Genomic DNA, 15774 nt, shown 5'->3' on the forward strand with positions numbered 1-15774 from the left:
CGCGTTCGTCCCGGCATGACGCTATCGTCTAGACAGAAGCGGAGATGGCAGGATGGGCATACCTGGCGGAGACGACTGGCGGCATATCTTGTATGATATCAAGCATCCGTCTCATCTGAAGGAACCGTTTGCTCCGGCCCGCTCGCGCTTCGAGCGGCGCGGCTTCCTTGCTTCCATCCTGGGCGGCACAGCGTTTCTGGCGGCAACGACCAAGCCCGTGCGCGCATCGTCAGCAGTCGTGGACGCGAGCACGCGATCGGCGGGCCTTGGCCCGCTTAAGCGGGTCCGCACCAGCACACTCGACATTGCCTATGTCGAAGCCGGGCCATCGCGCGGTCGCCCCATATTGCTGCTCCATGGCTGGCCCTATGACATCCACAGCTATGCCGAGGTTGCACCGCTTCTCGCGGCTTCGGGCTACCGGGTGATCATTCCCTATCTGCGCGGCTATGGCGCAACCCGCTTCCTCTCCGACACATCTCCTCGCAATGGTCAGCAGGCAGCGCTTGCCAGTGATGCGATCGAACTTGTCGAGGCGTTGGGTCTGGAACATCCCATTGTGGGTGGCTGCGACTGGGGCGCCCGGACAGCGTGCATTCTCGCCGTCCTTTATCCCGAGCGGGTGCGCGCGCTCGTCTCGGTGAGCGGCTATCTCATCGGCAGCCAGGCGGCGGGGGCGGTACCGCTCCTTCCCGAAGCGGAGCGTGACTGGTGGTATCAATTCTACTTCGCGACGGAGCGGGGGCGGCGGGGTTATGCGGCACACACGCATGACTTCGCAAAGCTGATATGGAAAAGCGCATCGCCCCGCTGGGCCTTCGATGAGCCGACCTTCGCACGTTCAGCTGTCGCGCTCGATAATCCCGATCATGTGGCGATCACCATCCACAACTATCGCTGGCGGCTCGGCCTCTCCGAAGGGGAGCCTCGTTATGCAGGCATGGAGGCCCAGCTTGCGCGCTTTCCGCCCGTAAATATTCCCGCCATCACGCTGGAAGGCGATGCGAATGGCGCCCCCCACCTGCGCGCCGAGGATTATCGGACACGCTTCCTGGCGTCCTATGAGCACAGGCTGATCGAAGGCGGCATAGGACACAATCTTCCGCAGGAAGCGCCACATGCCTTTGCCCGCGCGATCATCGATGCCGATGAGATGGCGGGCTGACAGTCAGGCGGAGCAATGCGCGGGGCGGCCGGACAGATCATGGAATATCATGGCCGGTCAGCAGGACGCTTTCAGTCCACAGCGCTTCGGCCGTCTCCGGATCGATCGCGAACGGGCGGACGCCAGGGCCACCAAGCTGGCCATCCGATACGACGGGCGCAATGTCACAGTCCTCGCAATAGACTCCACCAATGTCGCTAAGCTCAGGCGAAGTGGCGCACCATATCGTCGTCGCCGCGCCTTGCTGCGGACTTTTTTTGTCGCGGCTTGGGTCGACGACGGGGGATCCGTCCGCATCGAGGGCGCCAAATTGGTCGATCTCTTCGCGGGTCAGGTGCCGGGCGAGCGGGCCAAGGATGGAGCCGGGGTGAACCGAGCAAGCCCTGACCCCGCGGGTCTTGCCGCGCGCATCGAGGGCTACGGCAAAGAGCGCGTTGGCCGTCTTCGCCTGACCGTAGGCGAGCCATTTGTCATAGGCGCGATGCCGGAAGTCGAGATCGGAGAGATCAAGGCCACCGAGCTGATGCGCCCGGGAGGAGAGAACGACAACACGCGCGCCGTCCCCGCGCAGAAGTGCGGGCCAGAGTGCGGCAGTCAGCTGGAAATGGCCGAGGTGGTTGGTGGCGAATTGGCCTTCATGGCCCCGCGTATCGCGAAATAGCGGGCTTGCCATGACGCCGGCATTGAGAACCAGGAGATCGAGCGCCCCCAACTTGTCGATCACCCCGGCCGCGAAACTGTCGATCGATGATGGGTCGAGCAGGTCCATCGGGACCAGTTCCACATCCGGCAGATCCGACATCGCCTCTCGCGCTGCATCGGGATCGCGCGCCGGCACCAGCACGCGCGCTCCTTTCGAAGAAAGGATTCGCACGGTCTCCCGGCCAAGATTGGACGCCCCGCCCGTCACGATGGCGGTCTTTCCCGAAAGGTCGACGCCATTCGCGACCTCCGCAGCCGTGGTGAACGGTCCAAAGCCGGTGCCCAGGGGCTTTTGTGAAGAAGGCATTCAAAATCTCCTGTCTCAGTTGACAGGAACAATGGGAAGCGGATTGGGGATAATCCATGGCTGAAAATCCCGATTCATATAGAGATAATCCTGCATCGCTCGAAGATCCCTTGTCGCAGATACTGTCTCTCATCGATGCGCGCGCCGTTATGTCATCCGGGCTCAGGGCAAGAGGGCTTTGGGCCGTCCGGGTGGCTCCTGTGGGTGCGCTCAAATGCAACATCATCAAGGGGGGACAATGCCAGCTCGAAGTCGGCGCGGCGCGGTGGGCGCTGGAAGAAGGCAGTTGTTTTCTCGTCGGTGCGAACCTGCCTTTCATCATCGGGACCGACCTCGACCGAATACCCAAGGCGGCGGAGGATGTTTTTGCCGGTGTGAAGGCCAATGATTGCGCCTGGCTGGACACAGGACCCGGGCCTGATTTTCATTGCCTCGGGGGCCGTATGGACCTTCCGGCCACCGCCGGTTTCCTGGCCGATGCCCTGCCACCGGTTATCGTGATCCATGCGGATGAACCGGCTGCCGTCCGCCTGCGCTGGCTTGTCGACAGGCTGGAGGAGGAACTCTCCTCGGGGTCCATTGGCGCGTCGGTGATGGCCGCGACCATCATGCAGATGATCTTCATCGAAATGATCCGAAACATACCTAGTGGCCAGGTTGGCAGCTGGCTTGCTGCGTTAGCCGATCCCAGGATCGGTGCATCGCTCAGGGCGCTTCATCAGGATCCGGAGAGAAACTGGCGGATCGAGGATCTTGCGAGCGTCGCGTGCCTCTCACGCTCGCGCTTTTCCGCACGATTCAGATCGGCCGTTGGCCTCCCGCCGATGGGATATCTGACAAGATTGCGCATCGCGCTCGCTCAGAAGGCGCTCGCTCAACCGGGCACAACGATTACCGCCGTTGCCGCGCGCGCCGGCTATGGTTCGGAAAGCGCTTTCGGCTTTGCCTTTCGCCGGATTACGGGCGTAACGCCGCGCCAAGTTCAGAAGCAGGCCAGCCGAGAGAAAGAGGTGTAGCGGTCACGCTCTGGTCGCTCCGAACATCCCGACGACGTGCCTTGCGGATCAGGTTTCAGTCGGCCTGATCCATTTGGTTTCGGCAGGCGCGTGATATTGCCGGATGGCGCGGAGCAAAGGGGCCGCGTCTTCCTCCACGAGCAACATCTGGCGATGCACAGCCTTCAGGAAGCCTTGCTCAACCACCTGGTCCAGAAACTCCAGCAGCCGGTCATAAAAGCCCAGTATGTTCAGGAGGGCGCAAGGCTTGGAGTGGCTTCCTAGCTGTGCCCATGTCCAAACCTCGAACAGTTCCTCAAATGTGCCAATGCCTCCGGGTAAAGCAATGAAACCGTCCGAAAGATTTGCCATCAGAGCCTTTCGCTCGTGCATGGAATGCACGACACGCAGGTCGGTCAGGCCAAGGTGAGCGACCTCCTTGTCTACCAACGCTTGCGGGATGACTCCCGTCACCCGACCGCCCTCAGCGAGTACAGCGTCGGCAACGGCACCCATCAACCCGACGGCGGCTCCACCATAGACAAGCTCGATGGAATTGCGGGCCAGCAGCCGGCCCAGCGCCGTCGCAGCACCTTGATATTCCAGCGAATATCCATGGCTCGACCCGGAAAAGACACAAATTCGCATGAATGGTTCCAGCTTCAATTGTCTGTGGAGGGCCGGCCGGACGCTCCACCCGACCGGCCCGGGATTTTCAGAAATCGACCGTGCGGGCGTCATAGGCATTCTGGAATGCAGCTTGCCGCTCTGCTGCCGGCGGGTAGATCCACACCGCGTTGATATCCATTTTGACTTTCTTGGCGTCAGCGCCTGTAAGTTCCACCCTCCGGGGCGCCCAGCCTCGCGTGAAAATGGCAGTGTCGGGACCGAGATCGAGACAGACGACGTAGGCAGGTTGATCATAGGCAAGCACAGGCTCGCCAAGAAGATCGGCTGCGGCGTTGTGGCCAGCGAAGGAACCCAGTCGACGTGCGTGTTGACATGACATCACCGAGAAATGGCCGTCCTGGTCCGTCGCTGCTTTCGCCGTATCGCCTGCGGCGAAAATGTGCGGATAGCCAGGTACACGCAGATCGGCATCGACGAGAATGCGTCCGAGATTATCGCGATCGGCGGGTAATTGAGAGGTTAGCGGCGACGCGCGCATGCCCGCTGACCAGATCACGGTGCCCGCCTCGATTTGATCGCCATTCTCGAGCGTGACCCCATCTGCATCGATGCGGGCAATGCCCGAGCCGAGCACCGTTTCAACACCGATATCGCGTAGCCGGGTCTCGATATAGGGGCGCGGTTCGGCTCCCATATCCGGAGCGACTACGGGTCCTCGCTCCACGATGACTATGCGCACTGGTTCGTCCCGACCGAGAATCTCTCGGAGCCGATCCGGCATTTCGGTCGCCACTTCTATTCCGGTGAACCCTCCGCCGCCGACCACCACGGTATTGCGGGCTGGCGAGGAAGGCTTGCTCGCAAGAGCATGCAGATGCTTGTCGAGTGCCATCGCGCCTTCGAGATCTGTCACGTTGTGACCAAATTCGGAAAGACCAGGTATGGGGGGCTGAAAACCGTGGCTCCCTGACGCAATGATCAATCGGTCGTAGGACAGGCTCGAGGACTTTCCATCCGCACCCGTTACCGTGACCGTTCCGAGCTGGGCGTCAAGCCTGTCCACGGTCCCGGAATGAAAGCCGATGTCCGTCGATGCGAACAACTCGCCCAGCGGCGCGACCATCGTTTCCGGGCTACGTTCGTAGAGGCGCGGCCGAACGACCAGCGCCGGTTCCGGAGAAATCACAGTGATTTTCATGTCGTCGGGCGATGCACCCTTTTCATCACGCAAGCGCGCGGCCGAAAGTGCGGCCATGAGACCGGCGAAACCGGCTCCAATGATAACAATATGCTGTGCCATGCGATATCTCCTAGTGAGCAGCGACGGTGAATCCCTGGCTTCCGCGGGTCGGCTACGACAGAACCTGGAAGCTGAAGGAAGGATCGCGAACGCCTCGCCGGTCCGCTATCGTGCGGGAGACTAGCAGCTGCACGCCAATGGCTATGCCGATCTATCCTTTGGAACAGAGCCGTGAGCCTCCTGAAGCGTAAAGGGCAGTGCAGGTCAGAATATTCTCACGAAAGGTTCAGGCACTTGGCGGATCGACGAATATGTTCGCCGCCGCCTCGCACGACCGTTCGTCGGTCCGGGTATCACGGCCGCCGGGACTGGGAGCAGACAGTGATCGCCTGCGAAGCCCGAACCGGCGACCGCCTGAAGAATGGATCTGTTGGTCGGTTCGCAATAGCCCCGAAGGCCAAAGCCTATCGTGTAATGCAAGCAGCGCGACAGCCAGCATTTCTCGCTCGAGTGGTGAAAGTCGCATGGCGATCGTCACGAGCGTGACAAGGCCGTCGAGCACCAGCCGCCGCTTATTCATTTGATATGCCGATTTCGATCCCGGTCGCTCATGGAAGCGATCAGGGGCGTGAGGATGACGAACCCCACACTGCCCAAGACGAGGGATAAGGGCAGATCACCCAAGGAAGCGAAGGTGTGCCATGAAATGACGCCCGCCATTGCAGCTGGAAGCGCCAGAAGGGATAGCTGCCCACGAGCGAGCCTATCCCAGGGACTCCCTGTCGTCCTCGATCGATGCCGGGTGGATGTCTGCTGTCTTGATTTCATCAGACCTGCCTCAGTGATCCGAGGGCAAGCTGGCGAAGTGGGTGGGATCCAGCCATTCTGCTATGGTTCTGGCTCGCCTGTTCGATGGTATGCCGGGACTAGCCGCAAGGTCGATGGCCCGTCAGCGTGCGGATGATGTCCGCACAGGCTCTCGTCGCGCAGCATTCTGTTCAGGCCTGTTCGGACCCCGGCCGCTATACCGAAGTTTAGGCAAACGACGCCACATCAAGAAAGCAATCCAGCCGATCGAACAATCCAGAAACTCTGGTCCGACCCTATCAATCTCCCCGGCACACGTAGCAGTTGCCGTGATTGCTAGTGATCTAGGAGATTGAACAAATGAAAATCCGTCTATTCATCGCCGCTGCCCTAGCCGGTTGGTCGATCCAGGCTTCAGCGCAGGATTTCAGCGGCCCCTCAATTGGCATCCAGGCGGGCTGGAACAATACTGACGTGGGTCTTCCCAAAGGAAAGGATGGAACGCCGGCCATCGACCAGTCGACCGATGCGTTCGTGGCCGGCGGGTTCCTCGCATATGACTACGAAGTGGTGCCGCATGTCGTGCTCGGTGCTCAGGCAGAGTTCAATATTGCCGCGTCCGATGAGTTCGGGGCGTCGGCGGCGGCGGCCTCGATACGCGTCAACCCCAAATACGCCTTCGATCTGACAGCCCGAGTGGGTTATCTCGTAACGCCCCAGACGCTGCTCTATGTGCGCGGCGGGTACAGCAACGCCCGTGTGCGTACGACCGCGACAGTGGATTCCAAGCGAATCTCTTCATCTGACAACCTGGATGGCTGGATGATCGGCGGTGGCGCCGAGAGACTGATCACCGATCACATATCGGCCCGCCTGGAGTACCGATATTCTGATCTTGGAGAAGGGCCGAGCAAATTCGACCGCCATCAAATCTTGGTGGGCGCCGCTTATCGTTTCTAATGTCCATTTGGAGCGCGGCGGAAATCCTGGGGATGGGGAGCCGCCGCGTTCGATGGCACTATTGGGAAGATCAACGGCCTAAACACAGGTCAACGAATGTTGGCGTGGGGCTCTCAGTCATCAAGAATATTATGCTCCGACGAAAGGAGCTTTCGCAGTATATTGCTGGAACTTCTCAGTTGGAATTGGACCATACCTTGCGATCAGATGGTGTCGCGATAGGAACCGAAAACGCGGCCGTTCAGGAGAAGCAGATCAGAAATATGATCGATTCTGTCCTAGGACGTTCTGAAGCATACCATTAAACCCCACGGAAAATGTGGGAACGCTTGTGGTATCGGTTTCGGGTACTTTTTAATTTATCACACAAAATCAATGCTATAAATAGCTTGACTGGTGACCCCTACGGGAATCGAACCCGTGTTTCAGCCGTGAAAGGGCCGCGTCCTAGACCGCTAGACGAAGGGGCCACATGCAGGTCCGCTTGGGCGTCGCTGCGAAGCGAGGCGGGCATTAGGCGGTGGCTCCGGAACGGTCAACCCCCTTTTCGTCATGAAAAGAGCGCGGGGCGAAAATTTGCCGATCCGCTTCTCAATCGGCCCAGGCGGCATCCTCCAGATGCAGTTCGGCGGCAGGACGGGGGCCCCAATCGTCGATCTTCGCGCGGCCCGCTATCCACAGGCGCCGGTCGCGCGGCGCGCCGAGAATGGCCTGGCCCAGATCGGATTCCGCCTGGCGGAAGGCGATGGTCTTGATCGACCGGCCATCGTCGCCCGCCATGATCGCGCGCAAATGGCCGTTGCCGACGACATCGGCCTTGACCACCCGCATCGGGCCGGAGGCGATGAGCGGCGCAGGCCACCCCGCCCCATAGGGACCGCCGGCGTCGATGGCGGCAACAAAATCCGGATTGACCCCCGCAGGCGCCAGCACGGCGTCGATCAGCAGCGCCCGGTCGTCCCGCGCCCTGGCGACCGCGTTGGCGAGCCGTTCGTCGAGGAAGTCGGCCAGCGCATCCACCTTGTCCGCCGCGACCGTCAGGCCCGCCGCCATGGCATGACCACCACCCGCGACCAGCAGGCCGCTGTCCTTCGCCGCCAGGATCGCCGCGCCCAGATCGACGCCGGAGATGGAGCGGCCCGACCCCTTGCCGACGCCTTCCTCATCCAGGGCGACGACGATGGCGGGGCGCCCCGCCTTCTCCTTGATGCGCCCGGCGACGATGCCGATCACGCCGGGATGCCAACCCGCGCCCGACACCAGCGCCACCGCCCGATTGCCCTGCGCCGCGAGCAGTTCCTCCGCCTCCGCCTGCACCGCCGCCTCTATGGCGCGGCGTTCCTCATTGAGCCGGTCCAGCTCCTGCGCGATCTTCGCCGCTTCCGCCGGATCGTCGGTGATCAGCAGCCGCACCCCCAGATCCGCCTTGCCCACGCGCCCGCCCGCATTGATGCGCGGGCCAAGCGCGAAGCCCAGATCGTGGCACAGCGGCGCCCGCGTCAGGCGGCTGGCGTCGATCAGGGCGGAAAGGCCGATATTGCGCCGCTTCGCCATGATCTTCAGCCCCTGCGCGACGAAGGCGCGGTTGAGGCCCTTCAGTTGCGCCACATCCGCCACCGTGCCCAGCGCGACGATGTCGAGCAGTTCCATCAAGGGCGGCTCGGCACGCCGGTCGAACCAGCCGCGCCTGCGCAGCACGCGGATCAATGCCGCACCGAGCAGGAAGGCCACGCCCACGGCCGCCAGATGACCGTGCGCCGCCGCTTCCTCCGCTTCGTCCAGGCGGTTGGGGTTCACCAGCGCCAGCGCTTCGGGCAGGGCGGCGGCGCATTTATGATGGTCGACCACCACGACATCGACCCCTGCCGCCTTCGCCATGGCGAGCGCCTCGAACGCCTGCGCGCCGCAGTCCACCGTGACGATCAGCGTCGCCCCCTCGCCCGCCAGCCGCACCAGCGCCTCGCCGGAGGGGCCGTATCCCTCCATCAGCCGGTCGGGAATATAGGGCCGCGCCGCCAGCCCCAGATCGCGCAGCAGGCGTATCAGCAGCGCCGCGCTGGTCGCGCCGTCGACATCATAATCGCCGAAGATGCGCACATCCTCCCCGCGCACCACCGCGTCGGCCAGCCGTTCGGCGGCGGCGTCCATGTCTCGGAACAGGCTGGGGTCGGGCATGAAATGGCGGATGGTGGGGTTGCGGTGCGCCTCCACCGCCTCACGCGGGCAACCGCGCGCCAGCAGCAATTGCGTGACCAGATCGTCGGGCCGATAACCGGGATCGCGCCCATCGCCATTGCCCCCGCGCCACCGCCAGGGCTGGCCAAGGATAGAGCGGGTAATGTTGAGCGCGATGGTCATGCCGCCGGTCTAGACCGGTTGGGATTCGGAGGGAAGCACCTGCCTTCATGACGCAGGCGGAACCGAAGCAACCGCTTGCGCGTATTGGCTGTTCGCGCCCTGCACGGGCGAAGGACAAAAGGGGCAAAGCGGGTTTCCATGGGTTCAAGGCAGAAGCGGGTCCGGCGAGCCTTGGGTCTGATGATGATGGCGGCCTCTCCCCTCCCCCTGATGGCGCAGACGCCTTCGCCGCAACAGCAGGAAGAACCGATCCTGCCCGACAGCGAGTTCGAGGCGCGCCTGCCCAAGACGGGGGAAACGCCAACGGGCGCCGGCGCGCCGCTGCCCTCCATAGACCAGTGGATCGACCAGCAGATGCCCGAAGCCGGCGCGGCGCAGCAACTGCCCCCGGCGGTCGAGCCGCAGGAGGAGCGTGAACTGGCCCAGCCGCTGCCGCCGCTCGACAGCGTGCAGGTGCCGACGCAGGTCGCGACTGACGGCAACCCCGATGAAAAGACCCAGGCGGTGCGTTATTCGGTGGCGTTGGAAGGCTTCGGCAAGACCGGGCTGGAGCCGGCGTTCCGCGATTCCTCCGCCCTGATCGACGGCGGCGGCAAGGCCGACACGGCGGCAATGGTGCAGGCCCGGGCCCATGAGGATGAGGCGCTCGCCATAAGGCTGCTCTATGCTGAGGGCTATTATGACGCGACCGCGCTCGCATCGCTCGACCAATCAGGCGACGGGGCGTTGAAGGCCGTCCTCTCGGTCACGCCGGGCAAGCGCTACAGGATCGGGGACATCGTCATCAACGCCGGGCCGACCGTGCCGCCCGGCCTGATCCGCGACAGCCTGCCGCTCAAGACCGGCGACTATATCGTCGCGGCGGCGGTCGAGGGGGCGGAGGCCAATGTGGGCGTCAAGCTGCCGGAAAATGGCTATCCCTTCGCGAAGGTCGGGCAGCGCGACATATTGCTCGACCCCGCGACGGTGACGGGAGACTATACCCTGGCGGTGGAGACGGGCCCGCGCGGATCGTTCCGGGGGATCACCACCACGGGCGAGAAGCAGGCCTTCGGCGCCGATCATATGAAGGTCATCAGCCGCTTCCGGCCGGGCGAGCTTTACGACAGCCGCAAGGTCGACGACCTTCGCCGGGCGCTGGTGGCGACGGGGCTGTTCTCCAGCATCTCGGTCGATCCGGTCAGGACCAGCGAGCCGGGACCGGACGGCACCGAATATGTCGACCTGGAAGTCGCGCAGGAGGCCGGCAGGCCGCGCACGCTGGCGGGTGAGCTGGGCTATGGCACCGGCCAGGGCTTCCGCGCGGAGGCAACATGGACCCACCGCAACCTCTTCCCGCCCGAAGGCGCGCTGATCGCCAGCGTGATCGCCGGAACGCAGGAACAGGGCGCGTCGGGCACCTTCCGCCGATCCAATGCGGGCAAGCGCGACAAGACCTTCCAGACCGGCATCACGCTCAATCACCAGAATTACGACGCCTATGAAGCCTATACGGCAGGTCTCAACATCGGCTGGTCGCGGCAGTCGACGCCGATCTTCCAGAAGCGCTGGACCTACAGCTATGGCGCGGAAGTGCTGCTGACCAACGAACAGGTGGTGGTCGATCCGGCGACGGCGGACAAGACGCGGCGGACCTATTTCATCGGCGGCCTGCCGGTGCAACTCGGCTATGACCGGTCCAACGACCTGCTGAACCCGACCAGGGGTTTTCGCGCCAATCTGCGCGCGGAACCGGAAGGATCGTTGCAGGGCAGCTTCTCCCCCTATCTGCGCGCGACATTCGACCTCACCGGCTATTATCCCTTGTCGGACAGCCTGGTGATCGCCGCGCGCACGCGGGTCGGCACGATCAGCGGGGTGAAGCGCGACGATGTGGCGCCCTCACGGCGGATCTATGCCGGCGGGGGCGGGTCGGTACGCGGCTATGGCTATCAGGAACTGGGGCCGAAGGACGCGAACAACGATCCCATCGGCGGCCGGTCCGTCAATGAATTCGCGGTCGAGGGCCGCTACCGCTTCGGGGACTATGGCGTGGTCGCCTTCGTCGATGCGGGCCAGGTCTATGAAAGTTCCATGCCGCAATTTTCCGACATCCGGTACGGCGTGGGCGTCGGCGGCCGCTTCTACACCAATTTCGGTCCCTTCCGCGCCGACATAGCCATGCCGATCAACCGGCAGCCGGGCGAATCCAAGTTCGCGCTTTATATCGGCATCGGACAGGCATTCTGATGGCCCAGGAAACCGCCACTGTCGTCGTCAGGCGTCCCCTCTGGCAGAGGATCGTCCTGTGGGTCGTCGGACTGGTCGTCGCCCTGATCGTACTGGTCGCCGGGCTGCTGCTGTTCCTGAACACCCAGCCGGGCAAGAAATTCCTGATCCGACAGATCGCCGCGCTGAAGCTGGAATCCGGCATGGGCATATCGGTCGGCCGGATCGAAGGGTCGATCTACAGCGACATGGTGATCCACGACCTGGTGCTGCGCGATCCCAAGGGGCCGTTCGCCGCCTCCCCGCGCGTCCATGTGGTATGGAGCCCGTTCCGCTACATCGACAACCATATTTCGGTGCGGCTGCTGGAAAGCCCGCTGGTGGTGCTGGCGCGCAGCCCGCAGTTCAACGTGACGAAAAGCGATCCCAATGCGCCGATCCTGCCCGACCTCGACATCGACGTCGATCGGCTGAAGATCGCGAGGTTCCTCGTCGCCAGGCCGGTGATCGGCCAGAAGCGGGAGATCGCCATCGACGGCGTGACCCACATCGCGGACGGCCGCGCCATATTGTCGGCCAATGCGGTGGTGGATAGCGGCGACCGCCTGCAGGCCAATCTGGACGCCGTGCCCGCGCAGAACCGCCTGTCCATGAAGGGCACGCTGACCGCGCCGAAGGGCGGCGTCATCGCGGCGATGAGCGGCCTGACCGACGGCTTCACCGCGACGCTGGACGGCCGGGGCACGTGGCAGGCGTGGAACGGGCGGCTGGTCGCGACGTCCGGCAAGGGCGAGTTGGCGAATATCGCGCTCGCCGCTCGCGACGGCAATTTCACCGCCAGGGGCCCGCTGCGGCCCGGGCTGGTCTTTGCCGGGACCGTCGACCGGCTGACGACGCCGTCGCTTGACGTCGACCTGTTCGCGGGCCTGAACGAGCGGCGGGTGAACCTCAAAGGCTCGCTGAAATCCCCCGCCCTGTCCGCCACGGCGCAGGGTCTGGTCGACCTTGGCCAAAGCCGGTTCAGCGCGCTCAGGATCGACGCCGCCCTGCTCACCCCCGGCGCGATCATGGAGAAGGTGAAGGGCCGCGATGTGCGCGCTTCGGTGATCCTCGACGGGCCGATGGCGACGCCCTTCATCGACTATGACATCACGGCGAAGCATATCGCCTTCGACGCCACGGGGATCGAAAATCTGAAGGCCAGCGGGCGCGCCGTGATCGACGCCGACCGCATCCGCATTCCGGTAAGCGCCACCGCCAGCCGCGTCACCGGCCTCAATGCCGCGGCGGGCGGCCTGCTCAACAATCTGCGGGTGAAGGGCGACTTCGCCTATGCCGCGGGCAAGCTCATCAGCGACAATCTGAAGATCGACAGCGACCGGGTGGACGCCACCGCCATCGTGCTGGCCGACATGGAAAACGCCATCTATCGCGGCGCGCTCAAGGGCCGGGTCAACGACTACAGGATCGACGGCGTCGGCATCGTCAATCTCAACACCGATGTGAAGCTGGTGCCGGGGCCCCGGGGCGGCTTCGGCCTGTCCGGCCGTTTCGGCGTCCGCACGGCCCGTTGGGAGAACGCCTCCGTCCGCGATTTCCTGGGCGGCAATGCCGTCGCCTCCGGCAGCATCGGCATGACGCCGGAGGGGAAGTTCACCCTCACCGGCCTGAAAGGCGCGGCGCCCAATTTCCGGATCCACAGCGGTTCGGGCAGCTATGATACCGACGGCCGGATCGCCTTCGACGCCAAGGCGACGTCCAACCAATATGGCCCGCTGGCGCTGACCGTGCGCGGCACGATGGAGCGGCCCAATGCCGTGCTCCGCGCCGCCCGGCCCAATGTCGGCGTGCAGCTTTACGACGTGGTGGCGAAGCTGAATGGCGAAGGGGCGGGCTATCGGCTCGAAGCCACGGGCGGGTCCGCCTATGGCCCCTTCTTCGCCAATGTGCTGATCCGCACTGCCAGGGGGCCGCTCACCATCGACATAGCAAGGGCGCGTTTCGCCGGCATCGACATGAACGGCCGCGTGCAGCAGAGTGCCGCCGGTCCCTTCACCGGGCAACTTGCCATGAACGGTTCCGGCATCACCGGCGCGGTCCGGCTGATGGCGGTGGGCAAGGCGCAGGGCGCGCAGTTGAGCGCCACCGCCAGCAATGCGAAACTGCCGGGCGAAGCGGATGTGGTGATCGGCCGGGCGCTGATCACGGCGAACATGGTGCTGACCGAACAGCCGCAGATCAACGCCGACGTGCAGATGGCGAACGCCGCCTATGGCGACTATATCGTGCGCAAGGCGCGCGGCCGGATCGACTATCGCGGCGGACGCGGGCGGGCTCAGTTGGTGGCTGACGGATCGACCGGCGTGCCCTTCTCCATCGCCATGAACGCCGCGTTGCGCCCGACACTCTACGCCGTCGCGCTGGAGGGACGGGCGAGCAACATCCCCTTCCGCTTCGCCCGGCCTGCCATCATCCGGATCGAGAAGGAAGGCTATCGCCTCGAACCCTCAACGCTGGTGCTGCCGCAGGGCCGGGTCGACCTGGCGGGGCGCTTCGGCCGGCAGACGGCGATGCAGGCGCGGTTCAAGGATTTCGACCTCGCCATCGTCAACATGGCCTCTCCGGGATTGGGAATTGGCGGGAAGGCGACCGGCACGCTGGATTTCGCGCAGAATGGCTCCGCCTTCCCCACCGCGACCACGCGCCTCGCGATCAACGACTTCCGCCGTTCCAGCCTGACCGCCGTATCCGATCCGGTGTCGATGGCAATCGAGGGCAAGCTGTCGAGCGCAGGCGGCGACATGCGCGGCCTCATCCGGCGCGGCAATGCGACGCTGGGCCGTTTCGTCGCGACGCTGGCGCCGCCGGGACCCGGGGCGAGTTGGGCGCAGCAATTGCAATCCGCGCCCTTGGGCGGCGGCATCCGCTATGCCGGGCCGGCCGATGTGCTGTTTTCCTTCGCCGGGCTAGCCGACCAGCAATTGACGGGGCCGATCGCCGTAGCTGCGGATTTCGGGGGGCGGCTGACTGCCCCGCGGCTCAACGGGCTGGTTCGCGCCAATGCCCTGACCTATGAGAATGAGACCTTCGGCACGCGCGTCACGCAGATGCGGCTGGATGGGCGCTTCACCAATGACCGGCTCGACCTGCGCGACTTTTCCGGGCGGGCAGGCGAAGGCACGGTGCAGGCCAGCGGCACGGTGGGGCTGGCGGCGGAGAGCGGCTATCCGATGAACATAGCCGTGAGGCTGAACCGCGCCCGCCTCGCCCGCAGCGAAGCGATCACCAGCGTGGTCAGCGGCACGCTGGCCATCACCAACAGCCCGGCCAATGGCGGCCTGATCAGGGGCGACCTTTCGCTTCCGGAAACGCGCTACCGCGTCGCCTGGCAGGGGGGCAGCGACATCCGCCAGTTGACGGGCGTGCGCCGCAAGGGCGAAGGGACCGACCTGCTCGACCAGCGCCTTGCGGCACGGCAGGCGGCCGCCAGGCCCACCCCATGGAAGCTGGACGTGCGCGTTCGCGCCGATAACGAAATCTATGTGACCGGCATGGGCCTCGATTCCGAATGGAAGACGAACATGCGCGTCACCGGCACCGCGAACGATCCGCGCGTGGTCGGCAAGATCGAGGTGATACGCGGCCGCTACAGCTTCTCGGGCCATCAGTTCGATCTGGAGCAGGGCATCATCACCTTCAACGGACCGATGATGAATCCCACGCTGGCGATCCGCGCCGAAACCCGGATCGACGATGTGACGGCAGGCATAGCGGTGGGCGGCACGGCGCAACGGCCCGACATCGCCTTCGTTTCCACGCCGACGCTGCCGCAGGACGAGATATTGGCACGCATCCTGTTCGGGGACAATGTGGCGAACCTGTCGGCCACCCAGGCGATCCAGTTGGCGGCGGCGCTCAACGGTCTGCGTGGGGGCGGAGGCGGGCTCAATCCCATGGGCAAGCTGCAAAATGCTTCGGGCGTCGACCGGATCGGCATCGTCGGCGGAGACGAGGCGACGGGACGCGGCACCTCCCTCGCCGTCGGACAGCATATCTCCAACAACATCTATGTGGAGGTGATCACCGATCCCAAGGGTTTCACCGCCACCCAGCTCGAAATCTCCCTGTCCAAGACGCTCAGCCTTTTGTCGAAGACCGGCACCAATGCGGGTTCCTCAGCCAATCTGCGCTATTCGAAGGATTATTGACGCCATCGGCAGTCGGATGGAAATGTCCGGGGGCGGGTTCAAGGGGCGACTTTGCTGGATGCTTGCGGGCGGGAAACCGGGTCTGAATGCAGGGCGAGATTCCTGAGATTCACTACGCTCCTGAAGGCATGAGTCCAGGTCTCTCTCATCTATCACGGCAGCGTCTGGCTTGGGTTCTTATGAGGCACTTGTCT

The 15774-nt window shown here is 64.1% G+C and carries 9 protein-coding genes and 1 tRNA gene; 5 read left to right on the plus strand and 5 right to left on the minus strand.

Features of this window, described 5'->3' with window-relative positions:
* Nucleotides 1–88 precede the first annotated feature (88 nt).
* On the plus strand, nucleotides 89–1165 hold the full coding sequence (locus A8G00_RS06990) for an alpha/beta fold hydrolase (protein WP_226869999.1): 1077 nt from the start codon (nucleotides 89–91) through the stop codon (nucleotides 1163–1165).
* A 37-nt stretch (nucleotides 1166–1202) separates the two neighbouring features.
* Here the strand turns inward: A8G00_RS06990 and A8G00_RS06995 are convergent, their stop codons facing one another.
* Nucleotides 1203–2174, minus strand: coding sequence for an SDR family NAD(P)-dependent oxidoreductase (locus tag A8G00_RS06995; RefSeq protein ID WP_103000358.1), 972 nt, complete (start codon nucleotides 2172–2174; stop codon nucleotides 1203–1205).
* 56 nt (nucleotides 2175–2230) lie between these two features.
* Here A8G00_RS06995 and A8G00_RS07000 point away from each other — a divergent pair, with 56 nt between their 5' ends.
* Nucleotides 2231–3190: an AraC family transcriptional regulator gene (locus A8G00_RS07000; RefSeq protein WP_103000359.1), complete on the plus strand. Its 960-nt coding sequence runs from the start codon at nucleotides 2231–2233 to the stop codon at nucleotides 3188–3190.
* Nucleotides 3191–3238: 48 nt separating this feature from the next.
* Here the strand turns inward: A8G00_RS07000 and A8G00_RS07005 are convergent, their stop codons facing one another.
* Together A8G00_RS07005 and A8G00_RS07010 are read right to left on the minus strand one after the other, a co-directional pair.
* A complete protein-coding gene (locus A8G00_RS07005) occupies nucleotides 3239–3817 on the minus strand; it encodes a TIGR00730 family Rossman fold protein (RefSeq protein WP_103000383.1) in 579 nt (192 codons plus the stop codon).
* A gap of 67 nt (nucleotides 3818–3884) precedes the next feature.
* Complete coding sequence (locus A8G00_RS07010; protein WP_103000360.1) at nucleotides 3885–5099, minus strand: NAD(P)/FAD-dependent oxidoreductase; 1215 nt, start codon at nucleotides 5097–5099, stop codon at nucleotides 3885–3887.
* A gap of 1107 nt (nucleotides 5100–6206) precedes the next feature.
* On the opposite strand from A8G00_RS07010, the gene A8G00_RS07015 reads away from it, so the two are divergent.
* Nucleotides 6207–6806: an outer membrane protein gene (locus A8G00_RS07015; RefSeq protein WP_103000361.1), complete on the plus strand. Its 600-nt coding sequence runs from the start codon at nucleotides 6207–6209 to the stop codon at nucleotides 6804–6806.
* A 394-nt stretch (nucleotides 6807–7200) separates the two neighbouring features.
* Here the strand turns inward: A8G00_RS07015 and A8G00_RS07020 are convergent.
* Nucleotides 7201–7276 (minus strand) — tRNA-Glu (locus tag A8G00_RS07020).
* Nucleotides 7277–7397: 121 nt separating this feature from the next.
* Complete coding sequence (recJ, locus tag A8G00_RS07025) at nucleotides 7398–9164, minus strand: single-stranded-DNA-specific exonuclease RecJ (protein WP_099185241.1); 1767 nt, start codon at nucleotides 9162–9164, stop codon at nucleotides 7398–7400.
* 138 nt (nucleotides 9165–9302) lie between these two features.
* Here recJ and A8G00_RS07030 point away from each other — a divergent pair, with 138 nt between their 5' ends.
* The gene (locus tag A8G00_RS07030; RefSeq protein WP_103000362.1) at nucleotides 9303–11393 is read left to right on the plus strand and encodes an autotransporter assembly complex family protein; all 2091 of its coding nucleotides are present in this window, start codon (nucleotides 9303–9305) and stop codon (nucleotides 11391–11393) included.
* Nucleotides 11393–15580 (plus strand): translocation/assembly module TamB domain-containing protein, encoded by a 4188-nt coding sequence (locus tag A8G00_RS07035; RefSeq protein ID WP_103000363.1) that lies wholly within the window; start codon nucleotides 11393–11395, stop codon nucleotides 15578–15580. Before A8G00_RS07030 ends, A8G00_RS07035 begins: the two co-directional genes overlap by 1 nt.
* The last annotated feature ends 194 nt before the right edge of the window (nucleotides 15581–15774 follow it).

The organism is Sphingobium sp. SA916 (genome assembly GCF_002894065.1).
Classification (GTDB): Bacteria; Pseudomonadota; Alphaproteobacteria; order Sphingomonadales; family Sphingomonadaceae; genus Sphingobium; species Sphingobium fuliginis.

Bases quoted from the DNA above. Each gene is read 5' to 3' on its own strand.
- A8G00_RS07030 (WP_103000362.1), top strand. From the start codon at position 9,303: ATGGGTTCAAGGCAGAAGCGGGTCCGGCGAGCCTTGGGTCTGATGATG.
- A8G00_RS06995 (WP_103000358.1), bottom strand. From the start codon at position 2,174: ATGCCTTCTTCACAAAAGCCCCTGGGCACCGGCTTTGGACCGTTCACC.
- A8G00_RS07035 (WP_103000363.1), top strand. From the start codon at position 11,393: ATGGCCCAGGAAACCGCCACTGTCGTCGTCAGGCGTCCCCTCTGGCAG.
- A8G00_RS07000 (WP_103000359.1), top strand. From the start codon at position 2,231: ATGGCTGAAAATCCCGATTCATATAGAGATAATCCTGCATCGCTCGAA.
- A8G00_RS07005 (WP_103000383.1), bottom strand. From the start codon at position 3,817: ATGCGAATTTGTGTCTTTTCCGGGTCGAGCCATGGATATTCGCTGGAA.
- A8G00_RS07010 (WP_103000360.1), bottom strand. From the start codon at position 5,099: ATGGCACAGCATATTGTTATCATTGGAGCCGGTTTCGCCGGTCTCATG.
- recJ (WP_099185241.1), bottom strand. From the start codon at position 9,164: ATGACCATCGCGCTCAACATTACCCGCTCTATCCTTGGCCAGCCCTGG.
- A8G00_RS07015 (WP_103000361.1), top strand. From the start codon at position 6,207: ATGAAAATCCGTCTATTCATCGCCGCTGCCCTAGCCGGTTGGTCGATC.